The organism is Pseudomonas sp. PIC25 (genome assembly GCF_002286785.1).
Taxonomy (GTDB): domain Bacteria; phylum Pseudomonadota; class Gammaproteobacteria; order Pseudomonadales; family Pseudomonadaceae; genus Pseudomonas_M.
Map to the genome: position 1 here is coordinate 1 of NZ_MUJY01000037.1, position 3,081 is coordinate 3,081.

Annotated in this window: 1 protein-coding gene and 1 pseudogene; both read left to right on the top strand. The window is 61.6% G+C overall.

The window, feature by feature from the left end; genetic code table 11:
• Positions 1–561 precede the first annotated feature (561 nt).
• Positions 562–2,685, top strand: a complete 2,124-nt coding sequence (locus tag BZL41_RS02650) for a TonB-dependent siderophore receptor (protein ID WP_095597871.1) — start codon at positions 562–564, stop codon at positions 2,683–2,685.
• Positions 2,686–2,966: 281 nt separating this feature from the next.
• A pseudogene (locus BZL41_RS02655) lies at positions 2,967–3,081 on the top strand (ATP-binding protein); the annotation flags it as partial.

The window sequence follows — 3,081 nt, forward strand, 5'->3', positions numbered from 1 at the left end:
ATCCTCCGCAAGGGGCTTGAAATGGTGTCCACCAAAAACAGGTGGACACCATGCCGAAGCCAGGAGGGATCGAGGAGGCGTGTTCGCCAGACGCTTACGCTTAGTGGCAGTGATAGGGCTGAGACCCGGCATGGCAGCACTGTCCCGGTGGTGAGTCCTTGCGGCATCCGCCGCCGTGCTCGATCCGGTCCGTCCCGGCCGTCGGGCCGAAGGGAAGAGTGTTTTGCGCCGATGCGACTGGGGCACAAAGGACGAATAGCGTGGCAATTACTGCCGGCAGCAGGTTTCTGATGAGCATTACGGTCTCCTTGTAATTCCATTGCCCATTTCGAACCTAGTTGAGGGAAAGTCTTCGCGCAATCATTTTGCCATCATAAAAGTTCATAGCGCGCTGCTCTCTTAGACGTCAGGCCCTTCCCGCTTGCTCGCAGTCCCTTCTATCCCGATGAACTGCAACCCACCCCATCTGTTGCGGGTAGCACAACCCCCCTAATAAGAACACGTAACAAATTTTAATAAGAATTGTTACCATTATTTTTTATAAAAAATGGGGAGTTGAAGTTGGCTAATTCACGCATTCATCCGGCCTGTCTATCTCTGCTCGGCCTGCTCGTTGCTCCGGCACTCCAGGGTGCAGAATCCAAGACCGCCTTGGAAATGCCGGCGTCCACCGTCACCGGCGCCCGGACGGAAGACAGTTACAAGCAGAGCACCAGCAAGAGTGCGCTGAAGATCGACGCCCCGCTCCGGGACATCCCGCAGACGGTCAACGTGATTCCGCAAAGCGTGATCAAGGACCAGAACGCCCAGTCCATGGAGGATGTGCTGAAGAATGTGCCGGGAGTCGGCCTGTCCAACGGCGACGGCCAGCGCGATCAGGTCACCATCCGCGGCTTCAGCGCCATTGGCGACATGTACATCGACGGCGTGCGTGACGATGCCCTCTATTACCGCGATCTATCTAATATCGAGCGGGTGGAAGTGATCAAGGGGCCGGCGGGCGTGCTGTATGGTCGCGGCTCATCGGGCGGCCTGATCAATAGCGTGAGCAAGAAACCCAATTTCGCCCCCGTGCAGGAAGTCGGCGTGACCTTCGATTCCGAAGGCAAGAAGCGCACACAGTTCGATGCCGGCTGGGCGGATACCCAGCGTGGCGACAAGGCGTTCCGGGTCACCGGCGCGCTGGAAGACAGCGACGGCTTCCGCGACGACGCCTTCCTCGAGCGCAAGGCCATCGCCCCGTCCGCCTACTTCAAGCTGTCCGACGATCTGGAGCTGAACCTGGGCGCGACCTACCTGTACGACAAGCGCCTGATCGACTTCGGCATCCCTGCGCTGAACGGCCGTCCGGTGAACGTCGACCGCGACAAGCGTTTTGGCTCGGCGGACGCAGACCAGGACTACACCCGCAGCGAAGTCTTCTCCTTCACCGCTGGCGTCGATTACCGCATCAACGATGCCCTGACCCTGACCAACACCAGCCGCTACTACCACTACGACCTCGACCGCAACAACACGCTGGCCCATACCGACGCCTCCCGCTTCGTCACCGACAGCAACGGCGAGCTGCTGATCAAGCTGCGCCGCGGCAATGTGCAACGCAAGGAAGACGGCTGGTTCAACCAGACCGAGCTGAAGCAACAGGCCACGCTCGCCGGCATGCAACACAACCTGCTATACGGGGTGGAACTGGGTCGCCAGGAAAAGAACCAACTGGTGTTCAGCCAGGACAACGTGGCCCAGGTACCGGTGTTCAGCGATGGTCTGATCCGCGTGCCGTTCCAGGCTTCGCGCAAGACCAGCGATGGCGTCAACACACAGGACACGGCAGGTTTCTACGTGCAGGACCTGGTCGAATTGAGCCCGCACTGGAAAGCCTTGGTGGGCGTTCGCTACGACAGGTTCGACCAGGAATACGCCGACGACATGACCGGCAACGAGCTGTCGCGGACCGATTACACCTGGAGCCCGCGTGCCGGCCTGGTCTATGAGCCGAACGATGTGCAGTCCTACTACCTCTCGGTGAGCCGCTCCCACCAGCCGTCTGCCGAAATGTTCGCACTGACCGCCACCAACGCCGACCTCGAGCCGGAAGAGACCACCAACTACGAGATCGGCACCAAGTGGGATCTGCTGGGCGATCGTCTGTCGATCACCGCGGCAATCTTCCGCCTGGAGCGCACCAACATCAAAACCACCGATCCGGCCAACCCGGCCCGCCTGGTCCTGGCTGGCGAGCAGCGCACCGATGGCTTCGAGACCACCATCAGCGGGCGCCTGAGCGACAAGTGGGAAATCTATGCCGGCTACGCCTACCTGGATGCCGAGATCGCCAAGTCGAACAGCCGCACCAACGGCGTGGACAACGAAGGCCAGGTGCCGACCCTGACCCCACGCAATAGCGCCAACCTCTGGCTGGTGCGCTCGCTGGCGCCGGAATGGCGCGCCGGCCTTGGCGTGAATTACGTGGACGAACGCTACACCGCGCTGGACAACGTGACCGTCATGCCCAGCTACACCACCGCCGACGCGGCGCTGTTCTACGAGCAGCCGAGGTGGGACATGGCCATGCGCCTGCGCAATATCTTCGACAAGGAGTACTACGCCTCGGCCCACGGTTCGGTGGACCTGATTACTCCCGGCGCACCGCGCACCCTGGAAGTCAGCGCCAACTACCGGTTCTGATCGCCCGGCCACATGGCATGCGCCCGGGCAGATGCCTCTGCCGGGCGCTTTCTCCGAACGCGCCGCAACCGGCGCCATCCGGCTCCGGCGCCGCTCGTCCCTCGCGGCTCCTCTTGCACTCGCGCGACAGTCAACTGCAGTGATGCGACAACATGTCGCCGCCACTGTTTTGCCAGCGGAAAGCGGCTTGGCGCTCGCCGGAGCGCTATGCTAGGTTGGCGCCTCGCTAGGAAGGCCAGCCCATAGCCGGAGCGCATTGAATAAGAAAGAGAGGAGCCCACATGGCCGAGGCCACGCCCGCGCTGGAAATCCGCAACCTGCACAAACGCTACGGCGACCTCGAGGTGCTCAAGGGCATCTCCCTCACTGCGCGCGACGGCGACGTGATCTCCATCC